The organism is Bowmanella yangjiangensis, assembly GCF_017255015.1.
Classification (GTDB): Bacteria; Pseudomonadota; Gammaproteobacteria; order Enterobacterales; family Alteromonadaceae; genus Bowmanella; species Bowmanella yangjiangensis.
Genome location: NZ_JAFKCS010000002.1, coordinates 374,553 through 390,878, shown reverse-complemented (window position 1 = coordinate 390,878; position 16,326 = coordinate 374,553). Strand labels below are relative to the sequence as shown.

Below are 16,326 nucleotides of genomic sequence, written 5' to 3'. Positions count from 1 at the left end.
GCAAACTTTAAAGCTAAACCCTTAGTCTTGTGCAGCCGCTTTGATTGTGTCACCCAAAGCATCATCTATGGCTTTGGCTTTTATAAAGGCCGGGCGGTCCATCAGACGCTTTGCATAGTCTTCAAATTCGGGACGCTTAGGCAAGCTGTTAAACTGCAAGCCCCAAATCACATGAGAGCCAACATACACATCGGCGGCAGAAAATCGGTTCCCGGCCAGATAGCTGGAGGCTGATACCACCTTCGCCAGCACGTCGACGGCTTTATCATAGTTTCCATAGCCCACCATGGCCTGCTGCTCGTCATTCACCTCAACCTTAAGCAAGCGATTCACTATCGCCGCTTCGAGAGGACCCGCGGCAAAAAACAACCAGCGATAATAAGCCGCCCTGTCATAAAAAGGCGGTGCCAATGCTGCTTCAGGAAAGGTATCAGCAAGATAGGCGCAAATGGCAGGACACTCTGTCACTACTTTCCCTTCATGGACCAAGGTGGGTACTTTCCCCATGGGGTTGATAGCCAAATACGCCGGCGTTTTCATTTGCTCGCCATAATTCAAAACGACTTGACGATAAGCCACACCAGTTTCTTCAAGCATCCAACGCACTACTTGCCCGCGCGACCAGGGGTTGGTGTAAAACACCAGGTCGCACTGATTATCTTCAACTAGCGGCATCTGTTGTTCCTTTTCTTGTTTGAATGGCGAATACAAGATAGGCAATAGTCAGTACCTATTCCAGTCAAAAACAGCCTGAGTATCCCATCGCTTTCCCACAATCTTTTAAATCAGCGCCGTTTTACTAACCGCCAGATACATAACCAACAAAACAGAAAGCGGGATAATCATTAAGGCCAGTGCTGCTAACAAGGTAACTTGACGATAACCGGAAACCAGGGGAACACAAGGCTTATCAAAAAAGCACAGGAGGGGAAATACGTCAGTTAAGCCGCCGACCAGATAAACGACGCAGCGGTTCTGATAGCACCAAAACGTGCAACTCCTGAGACTCAAAATACCCTACAGGTTTATGTACAGCACTTTCCAATGAGGCAAATTCCAATGCCGGATTAAAACAGGGTAGCAATGCGTTGCTTTCTTCCCAGCCAGCTAATGCACTCTGCCATTTCGCCAGCAAAGTCACGCTCTGACCATCCAAGCTTTGGTGTAGTGATGCAGAAACAAAACCCGGCATTGCCCTGACTTCATCCTCCGTCGTGCGGGTCAAAAACTCCACCAGCCGTTTCTGATTATCAGGAGTGACCCGGAATACATTAATCTGGGTGAATAGCTGATTAGCAGGAAAAAGAGATGCCATAGTGAACACTCCTCAGCGGGACAGTGGAACCAGCGCTTGCCACCAGCGCTCAGTAGTTAAGGAACTACCATAGCCAAGTACTTCACCAGGCAGTGGGGTAAGCAGGTGGACCTGCTGTTTATCGGCCAGTTGCAGAATACGCTCCAAGGGTTCGTACCAGGCATGGAAAGCCAAATCGAAAGTTCCGTTGTGAATGGGCATCATCACTTTGCCTCTCAGATCAATATGTGCCATGAGACTTTGTTCAGGCGTCATATGCACATCGGGCCAATCAGAGTCGTAAGCGCCAGTCTCCATAAAGGTGATATCGAAAGGACCGTATTTCCGACCTATTTCTTTAAACCCTTGGAAGTAACCAGAGTCACCGCTGAAAAACAAACGCTCGTTGTGTGTCTTTATAACCCAAGAGCCCCAAAGACTATTATTGGCATCACTCAAACCCCGTCCGGAAAAATGCCGGGTCGGTGTGAAAGCAATCATACCTTGCTCAACACTGTACTCCTGCCACCAATCAAAACTGATGATTTTGTCAGCAGCCACGCCCCATTTTTGTAAGTCGGACTCAACTCCTCTGGGCACCATAAAGTGTCTTGTTTTGCTCTGTAACTGACAAATTGCTGCTTTGTCCAAATGATCATAATGGTTGTGTGATATCAGCACCCGGGCAATATCCGGCAGCTCTTCAATACTAATAGGGGTGGGATGAAAACGTTTCGGTCCCATAAAACTAAAAGGCGAGGCACGTTCGGCAAACACCGGGTCAATCAACCAAAATTCCCCGTAAACTTTAAGCAAAATGGAAGAATGTCCAAGCTTAATCATATGCAAAGCATCAGTTGGCAACTCGAGCAGTTGTGCACGGGACAACGGCTTAACTGGCAACACGATGTCAGGTGCAGCATGCACTTTCTTTTCGGTAAAAAAGCGCAGCATAATACCTAAAGTTCTGGCTAGACTGGTTGGTGCTACCGCCTCTTCATTAAAAAATTTGCCATCGCGGTAGTTGGCCTGAGAGACAGGCGACACCACTCCATCGGCAACGAGATGATTATTCAAAGCTCCCCCTCCTAAAACTAACGCAACTAAGAAACCTGCCGCACTGAACCGTTTTTTCATACAAAACCAAATGTAAACTACACGGTGTAGTTTAGGCTAGGTTTAGTAAAAGTAAACTGCTAAGTGCAATTTTTTTTGAAAGAGGTAAACTGTGAAGCATCAGATAAGGTGATGTATGAAACTATCGGATCAGAAACGACAACACATTCTGGAGGCTGCTGAACAATTGTTCTACCAACAGGGCATGGAACAAACCAGTATGGATCAGGTTGCACAGTTGGCGAATGTGTCAAAACGCACGGTGTACAATCATTTTGAAACAAAAGATGCCCTATTTCAGGCCATTCTAGACCGCATGCGCGAACAGATTGGCAGCACCAAAGCTATTACCTTTATTACTGATGAAGATATCCAGCCTCAGCTCCTGCACATTGCCCAGCAAGAAGCCGACATGCTTGGTTCAGAAAAGTTTTTACGCACGGCAAGAGTGGCCTTTTTGCATATGCTCAAGCAACCGGAACTAGCAAAACGCCTGAGTGGAAGTAAGGTTGGATGTATGAACTTTCTGGAAACTTTTCTGGCGCAGGCAGTCGCTGCCAACGTACTTAAAATTGACGATATAGAGTTGGCTGCCAAACAGTTTGTTATGCAACTGAAGTCCTTTCTATTTTACCCTCGCCTGTATGGATTTGATGAGCCAGATAACGCGCAGCGACAGCATATTATCAATGAGACCGTTGCTATGTTTTTAGCACGCTATCGAGCTGACAAGTAATGAAAGTGGTAGGGCGTCAGAGACGCCCTGGTGTAACTTAACTGCGATCATCATCGGCTTTAAGCAACAGCTTTTTACTTTCCACTAAACTTTTCTTAGCAAAATCACCAAACCACTGACCAATATGGAAAAAGTCTTTGATAAAGGCGGCTTTATCACCGGTTTCCAACATCTTCAACGCTTGGTCTAAATGGTCTCGAAAACGTTTGAGTAGCGGCAGGCTCTGTTTGTTACTGAAGATAATGTCCGCGTATAAATTGGGGGACTGCGCAAATAAACGCCCAACCATTGCCAGCTCCAATCGGTAAATAGGCGAACTAAACTGAATCAGCTTTTCCAGATCGGGATTCTCGCCGGCCAGATGTGAGCCATACACATAAGTACAGAAATGTCGCATGACCTGAATAAATGCCATGGCATCGTCATGCTCCCCGGCAGTACTTTCATTCAGAATTGCTCCCCAACTGCGCATTTGCTCAAGCAGCCACTCATAACGCTCTGCATACCGGCCATGACACACCACAATCACTTGCTTTACCAAACTGGGCACATCCGGCCCGAACATTGGGTGCAGACCCAGAACTGGCCCGGTATGCACGTCCAGCATGGCATGCAACGGACCTGACTTGGTACTGGTAATGTCTGCCAACAAACAATGTTCAGGCAGCCCCGATAGTTTGCTAATCACCTCTTCGGTCAGCTTCATTGGCACCGACACCAGTACCAATCCGGCACCGTTAAAGATTGCGTCGGCATTCTGCCAGTCATCCTGCTCCAAAATGGCAACCTCGTAACCACTTAGCTGGAACATATCCACGAACACACTGCCGAGCGCACCTTTCCCCCCAATCACCACCACTTTGCCAAGTTCAGGATTACAACAGCGATAACGTTGATGCTGAGTTTGATAAGACTCACGCATGATCCGCCTGAGCAAATCTTCCACCAGGGCAGGTGACAATCCCAGGGCTTCGGCCTCTGCCCGTCGCTTGGCTAACAACTCAGCCTCGCGGCTGGGTACGTAGATTGGCAAACCTACCTGGCTTTTGATCTCTCCGACTTGGCGAGTAATCGCCAGGCGCTTGACCAGGAGTTCCACCAGCTGACTATCCAGCTCATCAATTTGCTGGCGCAGAGGCGCCAGGGGATCGGCATGCTCGGTCATGCTTAGCTCGCTTGTTTCATTTTCTTCATGCGCATTGGCAATATGGTTATCAACTTTTCTCTGGTCTGTTTAAGCAGCTTATCGGTGCTGGCCCAGTCAATACAGCCATCGGTGATAGACACACCATAATCCAGCTCAGCGGGCTTCTTGCCGTCGCTGCTCTGATTGCCTGCATTCAAATGACTCTCCAGCATAATACCGATAATAGACTGATTGCCTTCCAGGATCTGATTCATAACATTGGCGGCAACCAGAGGCTGACGACGATAATCTTTATTTGAGTTGGCATGGCTGCAGTCCACCACTAATCCAGCGCTCAGCTTGGCCGCCTGCAGTTGCTGCTCGCATTCAGATACACATACAGAGTCATAGTTGGGCTGCTTACCGCCGCGCAAAATAATGTGACCGTCAGGGTTACCCTGAGTTTGAATAATGGCCACCTGCCCTTGTTTGTTAATGCCCATAAAATTGTGGCCAGAAGCCGCCGATTGCAACGCATTAATCGCGATACCCAAGCTGCCGTCCGTGCCATTTTTAAAGCCGACCGGCATAGACAGCCCACTGGCCATTTCGCGGTGAGTTTGGGATTCAGAGGTACGCGCGCCGATGGCCGACCAGGCAAACAGCTCGGCGAGATATTGAGGGCTGATAGGATCTAATGCTTCGGTCGCCACCGGTAACTCCAGCTCGGACAACCAAATTAGTAGCTCTCTGGCTTTTCGCAGGCCCGCTTCAATATCAAAGGTACCATCTAAGTGCGGGTCATTAATCAGACCTTTCCACCCCACTGTGGTGCGTGGCTTTTCAAAATATACGCGCATGACGATATACAGAGTGTCTTTGGTTTCTTCATGAAGTTGCTTGAGCTTAAGCGCATATTCTTTGGCGGCGTCGATATCATGTATAGAGCAAGGTCCGCACACCACCAGTAAACGGTGATCACGGCGATGAATAATATCAGCGATGGTGGCACGTGATTGCGCAATCACCTCAAGAGCACGCTCACTGACCGGCATTTCTTTAGCTAATGCATCGGGCGTAATCAGAACTTGTTCACCGGAAACGTGAACGTTATGAATGGAATCTTTTAACATGGCGGTCATTACCTGTATGAGTGTCTTTACAAATGATAGAGGAATTTTGGCACCAAAAAAGGTGCAAAACTGAAAAAATCAGCGGTATCGAGAGGTTTTAAACAAGGAGTGTAATAAAATGTTTACTTTCATGATTATTTTTCAAATAACAGACGATTGACTTTTTATCATTTCAAGCATCCTGTTGCAAGGTGAGATTGAAAGACATTCTCTGTACGGTGTCTCTGCCCATGTGAGTTTGTAACTTTATTGGCAGAAAAATCTGCCAAACGATCATCAATTTGTCACATGGCAAAGATAGCCTTGCCGCCAACCCCTTCGCTTTAGCCTTACGAGATAACCAACTTGAAAAAGCTTAGCCTAATTATTTCCCTGCCTGTTCTATTTGGCCTACTGGTGTTGTTTGCGCTGAATATGACATCGCTTTATCAAACCCAACGTATCATTCAGCGTTTTGAAGATATGGAGCAGAACACTTTGTCTGCTGAGCGGCAGACTTCAGCGATTCTGGCCAGCTTTAAGACTCAGGTGCAGGAATGGAAAAACGTGCTTTTACGCGGTTATGAACAAAAGAATCTGGATAAGTACTGGCAGAGCTTTGTAAAACACGAAACACAGATTCAGCGGGAGCTGGATGATCTGGAACGCCACTATCGGCTGCCGCCTGAAATACTCTCTGAGATACAGGCATTCAGACTAGCCCATCAAACGATGGCAGAGCAGTACCGCCAAGGCTTAGCGCAATTTATTCAGGCCAACCACGATCCTAAATTTGGCGACAAGGTGGTAAAAGGCATGGACCGTGAACCTGCTGCGCGATTAGCCAGCCTGGAGGATAAAATTGCCGGGTTGGCCAGAAGCGAGTTATCGGCCATGAAAAGTACCACCGATGCCGCGATTAATTCCATTTTGTTACTCAGCCTGCTGCTGACATTCTCTACTGTCGCCTTAGTCCTCTATGTACTTCGCCAGCAGGTTATCCGTCCCACTAAGTCAATTACTCAAGGGGTCAAAGACCTCATGAACTGTCACTATGAGTCTCCAATCCGCTATCAAAGTCAGCATGAACTCGGAGCTTTAGCGGACGCCACACGGCACATGCAGGGCAAAATGCAAACCACTGTCAACCTGCTTAGCCTGGCACAACAAGAGGTAAATCACTCGTTTGACGCCCTTCAAGATGTTAGCAAGATCATCAGCCAAGGCGCCCATGATCAGCAGTCCGTCTCGCATCAGTTGCAGTTGGGTATGGAAAACCTTAATCAAATAGTCACCAAATTACAGACAGTAACGGATATGGTGTCCAGCTCCAGCAATCAGGCCAAACACAACGCCGATCAGTGCTTCCACATTTTTGATAATGCCAACAAAGGGTTTGAGCGTCTGGTGGTAGATACCGAGCAAACCAGTAAACTTATCGAAGCGCTGCAGAGCAAGAGTGCCGACATCACCCGGGTTGTCAGGGTGATTAATGAAATTGCCGACCAAACCAATCTGCTGGCATTAAATGCCGCGATTGAAGCCGCGCGGGCCGGTGACCATGGTCGCGGCTTTGCAGTAGTCGCGGATGAGGTACGCTCACTGGCGCTTAAAACCCAGAATTCCACCGCAGACATCCAAAGCATGCTGAGTGGCTTTCAACAGGACTCAGCCAACGCGGTGAGCGCCATGCTAAAAGGACGCGACCAATGTATTACCAATGCTGATGAAGCTAAGTCGGCTTTGCAGCGCCTCAATGAGCTGGTCAGTGATGTTAGTGGTATCGAATCTGTCGTCAGCGATCTTAACCAGGCTGCGGAAGCCCAATCTGCGGTGTTGGTGCAGATGAATGCCTGTGCATCTCAGGTGGTTGAGTCGTCAGAAGCCTATATTGCGCTATCTGAACGTACTGATGTGTCAAACGCGGTCAAGCATGCATCCAACAACTTACATCAAGTGGTGGAGGCCCTGACAACCCCGCTAAAAGCGCCACAGGAATCGTCCCGGATAGTCAGCAGGGCGCTTCAGGTTAGCTTACGATAGGCATCACTAAGTTGCTGGCAATAGGCTTGGTTACCCCCTTTATCTGGATGGTGCAGGTGCATTAGTCGCCGATACTGACGCCGGATGGCTGCCTGATCAGCGTCGTCATCCAGTTCCAGTATGGCTAATGCAGCACGTCGTTCATCGGGGGATAACACCCCGCTCATACGCCGCCAAAAATCATCCAGCAAACTCGTTACATCCGCTTCGCTGGTCTGCCTGAAATTATCCCAGTTAAGATAGTAAGCGGCCAGTCCATCATGGGCAGTAATGTCTGCATTACCGGGCTGATAAGGCTGCAACTGGATGCGCATCGCGCTGATATGAAGCTCATTTTGCTGACGAAGACGCAGATGATTACGCAGCTGATATAGCTGATGAAACAACACAAAGTGGGTCTGGAACATGACCAGTGGATCTGACAATGTCAATTGGCTGGAAAATATACAATGGGGGGCGGATTTGAGCAGACTGATTAAATCATATTCACTTAGCCCCTCAGGTGCCTGTTGCAACAACTGGTGCAACAGGCCGGCGAAATCGACGGGCGGGCTCATACCAGGTACCGCCTGGTCAAATGCTTATAGTGCTGGGTAGACATAGCTGGATTGCAGGCCCAACGGCAGTCCTAGTCCCCAATAAATCAGCAGGAAAGCCGTCCACAGCAACATAATACAGATAGAGAATGGCAACATCAGCGACAGCACCGTTCCTATACCTGTATCTTTTACATAGCGTTGGCAATAAACCACTACCAGCGGGAAGTAAGGCATTAGCGGCGTGATAATGTTGGAGGACGAGTCCCCCACCCGGTAAGCCGCCTGGGTCAGATCCGGTGAAATACCCAACTGCATCAACATCGGCACAAAAATGGGACCAAGTAATGCCCATTTGGCCGACGATGAACCGACAAATAAGTTAACAAACGCAGTCAGGAAGATAAGACCTACAATGGTTACCATGGACGGTAACTGCAAGGCTTGCAGAACTTGTGCCCCTTCAATTGCAAGCAGGGCGCCAAGGTTTGATTTACCGAAAGCATCAATAAACAAGGCACAGAAGAACGCCATCACAATGTAATAGCTCATGCTGCCCATGGACTTACTCATGGCGCCAATAATGTCACGGCTGGATTTAAAGGTACCTGCCATCAGGCCATACACCACACCAGGAATAATAAACAGTAAGAAGATCAGCGGTACGATACTGCGCATCACAGGTGCTGAGAAGGACGCCAAGTCGCCGTCAGGCGCACGCAGTGGCGAGTCAACCGGCCACAATACCGCCACAAGTAGACCAATACCGGCGAGCATCACCAGGGTTGCCGCGCGCAACGCTTTACGATCTTTATCACTCAGCTCATCAAACTTTGGAATTTCCTTAGGATCGCCGTCCACCGGCGTGGCTTGCAGGCGAGGTTCAATCACTCTGTCGGTCAAATACCAGCCAATGCAAATAATCAGCAAACTGGAGGCACTGGTAAAAAACCAGTTATTCAGGGGGTTAACTTGCAGACTAGGATCAATAATATGGGCAGCACTTTGGGTGAAGCTTTGCAACAAAGGATCAATAGCTGATGGCACAAAATTAGCTGCAAAACCACCACTGACACCAGCGAAGGCGGCGGCAATACCCGCTAAAGGATGACGGCCCATGGCATAGAAAATTACACCTGCCAATGGAATAACCAGCACATAGCCGGCATCAGTAGCGGTATGACTAACAATCGCAACCAGGATAATAGAAGGGGTAAGCAGGAATTTCGGCGTGGAATCTAACATCCGCTTCAAACCGGCGTTGATAAAGCCTGAATGCTCGGCGACCCCAATCCCCAACATAGATACCAGTACTACCCCCAAAGGAGCGAAGCTGGTAAAGATAGTTACCATACGCGACATAAAGTCAGCCAGGCTGGCGCCGGTTAGCAGATTTTGTACTTCGATGTTTTTACCGGTACGCGGATCCAGTGCATCGAAACTCATGTTAGACAGTAAGGCTGATAACACCCAGACAATAACCAGGCTGAGTAAAAATATTACTGCGGGGTCTGGCAGCTTATTACCAACTTTCTCTATCTTATCCAGCGCCCGGCTGGTCCAATTCGCTTGAGCTGTCATTAAGTCACTCCGTTATTGTTGTTATGGGTACGAGTCCGTATTCCAAATTATCAGGCGAAGTTTGCCACAGTAGGTCGTTCAGGCAAATCAGACAAGGCAGAATCGGGGGTATTCGCGGTATTTTTACCCAGGTAGGTGTAAAAACCTTATGACATCACGTTGGCAAACAAAGCTGTAAGCCCTTACACTGAAAAAAACAACAATATAGAGTCCAAGATTGACTGGAGCTGACCCAATTAAGATTATCAGCGTCGTTTTTGCGATTCTGTTTGTTTGCCCTACTGCCGTCGTTAAAGTACAGGCAAAACCAGACGCAGAAGAACTCCCCAAGAAACTCAGGTATTGCGTTGATCCCAAATGGATGCCCTATGAAGCCATAGAAAATGGCCAGCATGTGGGGATGTCATCGGAGTATCTGGCACTGATTGCACAGCAGTTGGGAATAGCGCTGGAGCTTGAACCCACATCCAGTTGGCGTGAAACGCTGAAAAAACTGGAACGGGGTGACTGTCAACTGTCGCCTATGCTGAATCGTACCGAAGAACGTAATCAGTATCTGACTTTCAGCCAAGTATATTTCTATGCCCCCAATGTCATGGTGGCCAGAAAAGATCAGCCTTTTCTGCAGAACTTTGAACATGTCGGTCCCAGAGTGATGGCTGTCGCCGCGGGTTACCGACTGCATGAGTATTTGCGCAATCATTATCCCCAAATAAAAACTCTGGCGGTCAGTACAGAACGCGACGGTTTGCAGGCAGTAGCGGATGGCAGAGCTGATTTATTTGTTGGCTCGCTCTACTCTATCAATGCCTATATTCAGCAAGATTCACTGCATGACCTGAAAATATCTGGCTGGGGAGGCCCGCAAGATGAACTGCGTATTGGTCTTACCCATGATGTTGCAAATTTACTTCCTGCGGTCAACCAGGCACTTTTGGCTATCAGCGAAGAGCAACACCTGCAGATTCAAAACCATTGGAACAACCTGCGTATAGTTGAAAACAGCAACCGTCGTCTGGCATGGCAAATTGGTCTTGTCACCCTAACGGCGATTCTAATACTTACCCTGTGGAACTTATGGATCCGCCGGTACAGTCTCAAGTTGGCCGAACAGAATCAGCAACTAGAGACACTGCGTCATGAACTTGAAGAAAAAAATGCTGAACTGACCTACCTGTCTAGCCACGATCCGCTTACCAAACTGCACAATCGCCATTATTTTGATCACCGCGTATTACAGGACAATCGTAACCCCGAACAATTAAGTCGTAGTTTGATCCTGCTGGATATCGACCACTTCAAAAACGTCAACGATACCTACGGCCACCATATTGGTGACAGTATCTTGCAGGAACTGGCTGACGTATTGCGCCGCTGTGTACGGGAAAATGATCTGGTGGCTCGCTGGGGTGGTGAAGAATTTATCATCCTCTGTCACAATGCCGCCCTTCAGGATGCTGTCGCACTCGCCAGGCGTATAACCGACACCTTGGAAGAGACCCGATTCAGTCTGGACTTAGCTATTAGCTGCAGCTACGGGATTGCCGACTTGAAGGCCATGGAGCCCATGCAGCAGTGTTTCGATCGCGCAGACAAAGCGCTGTACAACGCCAAAGCCCTGGGCCGTAATCGCATTTGTATTAGTGAGGAAAGTTGACCATGACGATTTGGGTTGATGCCGACGCCTGCCCGGTGGTGATCAAGGAAATAATCTTTCGTGCTGCTGAGCGCACCGCAACGCCAACCTGGTTGGTCGCCAATCAGCCCATCCGTACGCCACCTTCTAAGGTCATTCGTGCCATTCAAGTGGCCAGCGGCTTTGATGTGGCAGATAACGAGATTGTCCAGCGGGTTGAAGCCGGTGATTTAGTCATAACCGGCGATATACCACTGGCCGCCGAAGTCATGGCCAAAGGTGCGGAGGCCATCAATCCCCGTGGTGAGGTATACAGCCGGGATACCATACGCCAACGTCTGAATATACGGGATTTTATGGACACCATGCGCAGTAGTGGCGTCCAAACTGGTGGCCCCCCCCCTTTAGGTGCCAGGGAAAAACAAGCCTTCGCTAACGGGTTAGACAGCTATCTGGCCAGACAGGTATCGCAAAAACGCCCCCAGTGAACCGTTGAGGCCAGGCGCGTTGTTGTAAAGCACACGGCGCTTGCCTATAGTCATCGCCAGGAAAGCTAACCATATGGAAAATAATATGCGGTTATTCGCCCCTTCCACGCTGTTTTTAAGCATGCTGAGTCCATTCGTCGCTGCCAGCCAGGTAATAGTAGAGGCTCCCAAGGTTTCCATTACCAGTCAGGATGCATTTTTTAGTCATCTGAAAGCGCTGTGCGGCAAAGCTTTTGCCGGCAAAATTGCGGTGGACAACCAAGGGCCGGGCAGCATGGCAGGAAAGGCCCTGACTATGCATGTGCGCAAGTGCAGTGATACTGAATTGCAGATCCCTTTTCACGTTGGTGAAGATGCTTCTCGCACCTGGATAATCACCAAAACCGGCGCAGGGCTGTCGCTCAAGCACGACCATCGCCATAAAGACGGCACTTATGATGAATCCACCATGTATGGTGGACACACAGTCGATGCAGGCTGGCCACAGGTACAGTCTTTCCCTGCCGATCAATATTCCAAGGAATTGTTCGTTAGTCAGGGCATACCACAGTCCATTGGCAATACCTGGCAGATGTATATTTACCCCGAATTTTTCACCTACCGCTTAGTGCGGGAAGGTCGTGAATTCCGCGTCGACTTTGACTTAACTCAGGAAGTTCCTGTTCCGGAAGCCCCTTGGGGATACCAGGACTAGCAGTTGGATTTTTCAAACCGTTAGCCTCTGAAGTATTTCACCGCAATAAGAGGTAAGGACGCAGAGAAAATTCCACTCAGGCAACTTCTGGAATTTTCCTTGCGTTTTAGGACTCCCGCGAGGACGCACCAAATAGGCTTTGTGTTTCTCTCGGTAAGCAATGGAGAATAGCAGATTCAGTTGAGCAGAAAACTTTCCAGTTCATCAAGTTCCTGCTGCCATCCTTGCACATTCATTTGCTGTTGTTTGTGGGATAAGAAACCGGATTCTTTAAGCTTTAGCTGTGTTCCCTGCTCTGCTTCCTCGAGCCACCATTCAACCAGCGTAGATATTGCTTCATTAAAGGGTAGGTCCGGGTCAGCCATCCAGCGCCAGGCCAAATAATGCGGGGCATCAACCTGCTCAATACGCATGGCATAACGGCCTGCACAGATCTCTGGCGGCCACTCAAACCAACCTTCACAACCTGCTTCTAGTTGATATTCGGCTTTTGAACCGAACCAGCAGGATACTTGTGTTGGATCACTGATCGCCGCCCAGACTCTCTCAATAGGCGCTTTAAATTTCAGCGCCCGGTTAATACTGTCAATCTTGCTCATGCTGTTCTCCCAAATAGACGTTGAGGCGGGACAGTCTGTCATCCCACTGTTTTGCAAAAGGTTGTAACCACAGCGCCACTTTTTCCAAGGGCCTGGGGTTAAGTTCATGGATACGTTCTTTACCTGCATACCGGGCACTCACCAGCTTGGCCTTAATCAGCATGTCCAGATGTTTAGTCACCGCTTGACGGCTGATTTGTAAGCCTTCGCCTAGTTGCTTGATAGACAAGGGGCCACGCTGCCACAACGCTTCAATCAGTTGGCGACGTACGGGATCGGAAAGGGCAGTAAAAATATCCATAGCACAACCTTATGCAACCAATTGGTTGCATGTCAAACACATTCAGAAGTTAATTTTGATGAAAACTCAATTGGTCTGTTAAAAAGTAAAAAGCCCGGCGAGTGCCGGGCTTTTTCAGTAAGGTATGTCAACGGAAGATTAATCTTAATTAAGCTTTTCTTTGATACGTGCAGACTTGCCGCTACGCTCGCGCAGATAGTACAGCTTGGCGCGACGTACCGCACCGCGGCGCTTAACTTCGATAGAAGCTACAGCCGGGCTGTGAGTCTGGAATACACGCTCAACGCCTTCACCGCTGGAGATCTTACGTACGGTAAATGCAGAGTGCAGACCACGGTTACGCTTGGCGATAACTACACCTTCGTAAGCCTGAAGACGCTCTTTGTCGCCTTCCTTAACGCGTACCTGAACGACTACAGTGTCACCTGGGCCGAAAGCAGGAACGTCTTTTTTCAACTGTTCTTCTTCAATACGCTTGATGATATCTTGATTGACTTTGCTCATCATAACCTCTCATCCTGGATTAACTGTCGTCATGCTGCAAAGGCGCTTGCTGCTGGGCAATTTCATCTTGAAACTGCCTCAATAGACGCTTTTGCTCCTCAGTCAGAGCCAGGTCGTTTAACAATTCAGGGCGTCGTTGCCAGGTTCTCCCCAGCGACTGTTTTAACCGCCACTGCCTGATTTTTTCGTGGTTGCCAGACAATAAAATCTCTGGCACCAGGCGACCGTCGAGGTTTTCCGGACGGGTATAGTGCGGGCAATCCAACAGGCCATCATTAAAAGAGTCCTGCTCAGCGGATTGCTCATGTCCCAGCACACCGGGAACAAATCGCGCTATCGCATCCATCAACACCATGGCCGGGAGTTCCCCGCCACTGAGTACGTAGTCACCGATTGACCATTCTTCGTCAATTTCGGCTTCTATAACTCGCTCGTCGATGCCTTCGTAGCGGCCAGCGACCAGAATCAGGTTTTCCGTTTTGGAAAGCCGTCTGACTCCTTGCTGGTCCAGCTTTCTACCTTGGGGCGATAAATAAATCACCTTGGGTTTATCCCCTGCCGCCTGTTTGGCTGCATGGATAGCGTCTGTCAGCGGCTGCACCATCATCAGCATACCGGGCCCCCCGCCATAAGGCCGGTCGTCCACAGTACGATGCTTATCAAAAGTAAAGTCTCTCGGATTGAAACACTCTACCTGCAGCAAGCCGGATTTGACCGCTCGACCAAACACACCCTGCTGGGTGAAATTGTCGAACATGTCAGGGAACAGGCTGACCACACAAAACTTGCGGGTCATCAGAAATCTGGTTCCCAATCCACCGTGATGGTTTTCACCGCGGGATCCACCTTCTTAACGACTTGGTCGATAAGATAAGGGATCATGCGTTCTTTTTGTCCAAAGGCGTCATTGATATTGGCTTTAACCACGAGCACGTCGTTAGAGCCGGTTTCGAACAATTCTCTGACGGTACCCAGGTTGTAACCTTTTTCGGTCACGACCTGCATGCCCACCAGATCACGCCAGTAAAAATCACCGTCTTCCAGTTCAGGAAGCAATTCAGCCGAAATTACGATTTCCAGATTTTTCAGTCTATCGACTGCATCACGGTCATCAACACCGGCCAACTTGGCAATTAAACCTTTGTTATGTTCACGCCATTGGTCAACCTTGAGTTCTTTCAATCCGCTTTCTGACTTTAAAAGCCAGGGCGCATAATCAAAAATCCCTTCAGGTTGCTCGGTATAAGAGGTGATCTTGACCCAACCTTTCACACCATAAGGTGCACCGATTTTGCCTACCACCAGAGTTTCAGACGCGTCACTCATTCCTATACCTCAGCAGTCTGGCTTAAGCCGCTGCTTTTTTTGCATCTTTAACCAAGCGAGCAACGCGGTCAGACAGGCTTGCACCTACACCAACCCAATGCTCAACACGGTTCAGATCGATACGCAGTTTTTCTTCCTGACCTTGAGCAGTCGGGTTGAAAAAGCCGATGTTTTCGATGAAACGACCATCGCGCGCACGGCGGCTGTCAGCCACCACGACCTGATAAAATGGAGCTTTTTTAGCGCCACCACGCTGTAAACGAATAGTAACCATAGTTGCCTCTAAACTCGTTAAGCGTTGACATTACCTTACTTACCTTTCATCTCTGACATAAATGCCAGGTTGAAGGGCCGCGGTATTGTACGGATTTTGCTTATAAATGCAAGGAGAAATAAGGCGTGGCAGTTGGCAGTTGGCAGTTGGCAGTTGGCAGTTGGCAGTTGGCAGTTGGCAGTTGGCAGTTGGCAGTTGGCAGTTGGCAGTTGGCAGTTGGCAGTTGGCAGTTGGCAGTTGGCAGTTGGCAGTTTAGTTTGACGCACTCTTACGTTGTGCCAAACAGAGACTGCCTTCTGCGCATTATTAACTGGCCATTCTTGTTAGCGGCGGGGGAACATACCGCCGGGGCCACCAGGCGGCATCATGCCTTTCATACGTTGCATCATTTTTTGCATACCGCCGCCGGACATCTTCTTCATCATCTTCTGCATCTGGGTAAATTGCTTGAGCAGGCGATTGACATCCTGAATCTGCGTACCTGAACCCGCTGCGATTCGACGCTTACGGGAACCTTTAATAATATCCGGGTTAGCCCGCTCGCCTGGCGTCATGGAATTGATGATGGCTTCCAGTTGATTAAAGTTCTTCTCGTTGGCTTTTTCCTTGATCTGCTCGGTCATGTTGCCCATCCCCGGCAACTTATCCAGCATAGACATCATGCCGCCCATATTGCGCATCTGTTCCAACTGCTCTTTGAAGTCCTGCAGGTCAAAGCCTTTGCCCTTTTGGATCTTCTTGGCCATCTTCTGGGCTTTGTCTTTATCAACCTTACGTTCAACTTCTTCGATAAGGCTCAGTACGTCACCCATGCCCAGAATGCGTGAAGCCACACGGTCTGGGTGGAAAGGCTCCAATGCATCGGATTTTTCACCCATCCCCAGGAATTTAATTGGCTTACCTGTGATATGGCGAACTGACAGCGCCGCACCACCACGGGCATCACCGTCAGCCTTGGTC

19 protein-coding genes and 1 pseudogene are annotated in these 16,326 nt (G+C 49.0%); 6 read left to right on the top strand and 14 right to left on the bottom strand.

Annotated elements, in window-relative coordinates; all coding sequences use genetic code 11:
- Nucleotides 1–21: 21 nt before the first annotated feature.
- The 3 genes from J0A65_RS04195 to J0A65_RS04185 all read right to left on the bottom strand — a co-directional run bounded on the left by J0A65_RS04195 (nt 22) and on the right by J0A65_RS04185 (nt 2,371).
- A complete protein-coding gene (locus J0A65_RS04195; RefSeq protein WP_206592864.1) occupies nt 22–675 on the bottom strand; it encodes a glutathione S-transferase family protein in 654 nt (217 codons plus the stop codon).
- 262 nt (nt 676–937) lie between these two features.
- Nucleotides 938–1,315, bottom strand: a complete 378-nt coding sequence (locus J0A65_RS04190) for an antibiotic biosynthesis monooxygenase family protein (protein ID WP_206592863.1) — start codon at nt 1,313–1,315, stop codon at nt 938–940.
- Between the two features lie 12 nt (nt 1,316–1,327).
- A complete protein-coding gene (locus J0A65_RS04185) occupies nt 1,328–2,371 on the bottom strand; it encodes an MBL fold metallo-hydrolase (RefSeq protein WP_232849718.1) in 1,044 nt (347 codons plus the stop codon).
- A 175-nt stretch (nt 2,372–2,546) separates the two neighbouring features.
- On the opposite strand from J0A65_RS04185, the gene J0A65_RS04180 reads away from it, so the two are divergent.
- Nucleotides 2,547–3,146 (top strand): TetR/AcrR family transcriptional regulator, encoded by a 600-nt coding sequence (locus J0A65_RS04180; RefSeq protein ID WP_206592861.1) that lies wholly within the window; start codon nt 2,547–2,549, stop codon nt 3,144–3,146.
- A 37-nt stretch (nt 3,147–3,183) separates the two neighbouring features.
- On the opposite strand, the gene tyrA is transcribed toward J0A65_RS04180, so the two are convergent.
- Both tyrA and J0A65_RS04170 read right to left on the bottom strand, forming a co-directional pair.
- Nucleotides 3,184–4,311 carry a bifunctional chorismate mutase/prephenate dehydrogenase gene (tyrA, locus tag J0A65_RS04175; protein WP_206592860.1) on the bottom strand — a complete coding sequence of 376 codons (1,128 nt, stop codon included), beginning with the start codon at nt 4,309–4,311 and terminating at the stop codon, nt 3,184–3,186.
- Nucleotides 4,312–4,313: 2 nt separating this feature from the next.
- Nucleotides 4,314–5,405 carry a 3-deoxy-7-phosphoheptulonate synthase gene (locus J0A65_RS04170; protein ID WP_206592859.1) on the bottom strand — a complete coding sequence of 364 codons (1,092 nt, stop codon included), beginning with the start codon at nt 5,403–5,405 and terminating at the stop codon, nt 4,314–4,316.
- Nucleotides 5,406–5,750: 345 nt separating this feature from the next.
- On the opposite strand from J0A65_RS04170, the gene J0A65_RS04165 reads away from it, so the two are divergent.
- The gene (locus tag J0A65_RS04165; RefSeq protein ID WP_206592858.1) at nt 5,751–7,427 is read left to right on the top strand and encodes a methyl-accepting chemotaxis protein; all 1,677 of its coding nucleotides are present in this window, start codon (nt 5,751–5,753) and stop codon (nt 7,425–7,427) included.
- Here J0A65_RS04165 and J0A65_RS04160 read toward each other — a convergent pair.
- Together J0A65_RS04160 and J0A65_RS04155 are read right to left on the bottom strand one after the other, a co-directional pair.
- Nucleotides 7,409–7,984, bottom strand: a complete 576-nt coding sequence (locus J0A65_RS04160; protein ID WP_206592857.1) for a DNA-J related domain-containing protein — start codon at nt 7,982–7,984, stop codon at nt 7,409–7,411. The genes J0A65_RS04165 and J0A65_RS04160 overlap by 19 nt on opposite strands.
- Nucleotides 7,985–8,008: 24 nt before the next feature.
- On the bottom strand, nt 8,009–9,544 hold the full coding sequence (locus tag J0A65_RS04155) for an AbgT family transporter (RefSeq protein WP_206592856.1): 1,536 nt from the start codon (nt 9,542–9,544) through the stop codon (nt 8,009–8,011).
- Between the two features lie 217 nt (nt 9,545–9,761).
- Here J0A65_RS04155 and J0A65_RS04150 point away from each other — a divergent pair, with 217 nt between their 5' ends.
- From J0A65_RS04150 to J0A65_RS04140, 3 genes are all read left to right on the top strand, one after another.
- On the top strand, nt 9,762–11,201 hold the full coding sequence (locus J0A65_RS04150; protein ID WP_232849717.1) for a diguanylate cyclase: 1,440 nt from the start codon (nt 9,762–9,764) through the stop codon (nt 11,199–11,201).
- A 2-nt stretch (nt 11,202–11,203) separates the two neighbouring features.
- On the top strand, nt 11,204–11,668 hold the full coding sequence (locus J0A65_RS04145; RefSeq protein ID WP_206592855.1) for a YaiI/YqxD family protein: 465 nt from the start codon (nt 11,204–11,206) through the stop codon (nt 11,666–11,668).
- 121 nt (nt 11,669–11,789) lie between these two features.
- Entirely contained in the window at nt 11,790–12,362 is a 573-nt protein-coding gene (locus J0A65_RS04140) for a hypothetical protein (protein ID WP_416135296.1), read from the top strand.
- A gap of 176 nt (nt 12,363–12,538) precedes the next feature.
- Here J0A65_RS04140 and J0A65_RS04135 read toward each other — a convergent pair whose 3' ends face one another.
- From J0A65_RS04135 to rpsP, 6 genes are all read right to left on the bottom strand, one after another.
- A complete protein-coding gene (locus tag J0A65_RS04135) occupies nt 12,539–12,961 on the bottom strand; it encodes an SRPBCC domain-containing protein (RefSeq protein ID WP_206592853.1) in 423 nt (140 codons plus the stop codon).
- Nucleotides 12,948–13,262 carry an ArsR/SmtB family transcription factor gene (locus J0A65_RS04130; protein ID WP_206592852.1) on the bottom strand — a complete coding sequence of 105 codons (315 nt, stop codon included), beginning with the start codon at nt 13,260–13,262 and terminating at the stop codon, nt 12,948–12,950. The genes J0A65_RS04135 and J0A65_RS04130 overlap by 14 nt, the downstream gene beginning before the upstream one ends.
- A 144-nt stretch (nt 13,263–13,406) precedes the next feature.
- On the bottom strand, nt 13,407–13,766 hold the full coding sequence (gene rplS / locus J0A65_RS04125) for a 50S ribosomal protein L19 (RefSeq protein ID WP_206592851.1): 360 nt from the start codon (nt 13,764–13,766) through the stop codon (nt 13,407–13,409).
- A 19-nt stretch (nt 13,767–13,785) separates the two neighbouring features.
- Nucleotides 13,786–14,562, bottom strand: coding sequence for a tRNA (guanosine(37)-N1)-methyltransferase TrmD (gene trmD / locus J0A65_RS04120; protein ID WP_206592850.1), 777 nt, complete (start codon nt 14,560–14,562; stop codon nt 13,786–13,788).
- Nucleotides 14,562–15,092, bottom strand: a complete 531-nt coding sequence (gene rimM / locus J0A65_RS04115; protein WP_206592849.1) for a ribosome maturation factor RimM — start codon at nt 15,090–15,092, stop codon at nt 14,562–14,564. The genes trmD and rimM overlap by 1 nt, the downstream gene beginning before the upstream one ends.
- Before the next feature lie 22 nt (nt 15,093–15,114).
- Entirely contained in the window at nt 15,115–15,366 is a 252-nt protein-coding gene (gene rpsP / locus J0A65_RS04110) for a 30S ribosomal protein S16 (RefSeq protein WP_206592848.1), read from the bottom strand.
- A gap of 106 nt (nt 15,367–15,472) precedes the next feature.
- On the opposite strand from rpsP, the gene J0A65_RS04105 reads away from it, so the two are divergent.
- The gene (locus J0A65_RS04105) at nt 15,473–15,622 is read left to right on the top strand and encodes a hypothetical protein (protein ID WP_206592847.1); all 150 of its coding nucleotides are present in this window, start codon (nt 15,473–15,475) and stop codon (nt 15,620–15,622) included.
- 67 nt (nt 15,623–15,689) lie between these two features.
- Here J0A65_RS04105 and J0A65_RS27270 read toward each other — a convergent pair.
- Nucleotides 15,690–16,326: pseudogene (locus tag J0A65_RS27270) on the bottom strand (signal recognition particle protein); the annotation flags it as partial.

What these genes read in the sequence shown, in the direction of transcription:
- J0A65_RS04195 (WP_206592864.1), bottom strand. Translation starts at nt 675, where the DNA reads ATGCCGCTAGTTGAAGATAATCAGTGCGACCTGGTGTTTTACACCAAC.
- J0A65_RS04190 (WP_206592863.1), bottom strand. Translation starts at nt 1,315, where the DNA reads ATGGCATCTCTTTTTCCTGCTAATCAGCTATTCACCCAGATTAATGTA.
- J0A65_RS04180 (WP_206592861.1), top strand. Translation starts at nt 2,547, where the DNA reads ATGAAACTATCGGATCAGAAACGACAACACATTCTGGAGGCTGCTGAA.
- tyrA (WP_206592860.1), bottom strand. Translation starts at nt 4,311, where the DNA reads ATGACCGAGCATGCCGATCCCCTGGCGCCTCTGCGCCAGCAAATTGAT.
- J0A65_RS04170 (WP_206592859.1), bottom strand. Translation starts at nt 5,405, where the DNA reads ATGTTAAAAGATTCCATTCATAACGTTCACGTTTCCGGTGAACAAGTT.
- J0A65_RS04160 (WP_206592857.1), bottom strand. Translation starts at nt 7,984, where the DNA reads ATGAGCCCGCCCGTCGATTTCGCCGGCCTGTTGCACCAGTTGTTGCAA.
- J0A65_RS04155 (WP_206592856.1), bottom strand. Translation starts at nt 9,544, where the DNA reads ATGACAGCTCAAGCGAATTGGACCAGCCGGGCGCTGGATAAGATAGAG.
- J0A65_RS04145 (WP_206592855.1), top strand. Translation starts at nt 11,204, where the DNA reads ATGACGATTTGGGTTGATGCCGACGCCTGCCCGGTGGTGATCAAGGAA.
- J0A65_RS04140 (WP_416135296.1), top strand. Translation starts at nt 11,790, where the DNA reads ATGCTGAGTCCATTCGTCGCTGCCAGCCAGGTAATAGTAGAGGCTCCC.
- J0A65_RS04135 (WP_206592853.1), bottom strand. Translation starts at nt 12,961, where the DNA reads ATGAGCAAGATTGACAGTATTAACCGGGCGCTGAAATTTAAAGCGCCT.
- J0A65_RS04130 (WP_206592852.1), bottom strand. Translation starts at nt 13,262, where the DNA reads ATGGATATTTTTACTGCCCTTTCCGATCCCGTACGTCGCCAACTGATT.
- rplS (WP_206592851.1), bottom strand. Translation starts at nt 13,766, where the DNA reads ATGAGCAAAGTCAATCAAGATATCATCAAGCGTATTGAAGAAGAACAG.
- trmD (WP_206592850.1), bottom strand. Translation starts at nt 14,562, where the DNA reads ATGACCCGCAAGTTTTGTGTGGTCAGCCTGTTCCCTGACATGTTCGAC.
- rimM (WP_206592849.1), bottom strand. Translation starts at nt 15,092, where the DNA reads ATGAGTGACGCGTCTGAAACTCTGGTGGTAGGCAAAATCGGTGCACCT.
- rpsP (WP_206592848.1), bottom strand. Translation starts at nt 15,366, where the DNA reads ATGGTTACTATTCGTTTACAGCGTGGTGGCGCTAAAAAAGCTCCATTT.
- J0A65_RS04105 (WP_206592847.1), top strand. Translation starts at nt 15,473, where the DNA reads ATGCAAGGAGAAATAAGGCGTGGCAGTTGGCAGTTGGCAGTTGGCAGT.